The organism is Chryseobacterium sp. SIMBA_029 (genome assembly GCF_046535275.1).
GTDB lineage: Bacteria > Bacteroidota > Bacteroidia > Flavobacteriales > Weeksellaceae > Chryseobacterium.
The window spans coordinates 1-277 of record NZ_JAWRXA010000238.1 but is presented as its reverse complement, the minus strand read 5'-3'; the positions used below and the strand labels follow the sequence as shown (position 1 = coordinate 277).

Here is a 277-nt window from a genome sequence, read left to right as displayed (position 1 = left end):
GAAAATCTGGTGAGAAGACCAAAAAGTTTGAATATGTAATCTTAGACAAAAACCTCAACCCAGTTGCCAATAAGGAATTCGAAGGAGACATTACAGCAGCTTCCTATAAAGGGTATGTAGATTTTAAAGGGCAAATCATTTTAAAACCCTCCATAATGGATTATTCTTTGATAAAAAACAAAGAACTATTCACACCCATTTCTATGGTTATTGACCCAAAAACCAATACAATTAAAAGAAAGATATATTACGATTACCAGGAAGATGGTACTTTCAA

Annotated in this window: 1 pseudogene; it reads left to right on the top strand. The window is 32.5% G+C overall.

Features of this window, described 5'->3' with window-relative positions:
• A pseudogene (locus tag SB679_RS23970) lies at positions 1–277 on the top strand (hypothetical protein); the annotation flags it as partial.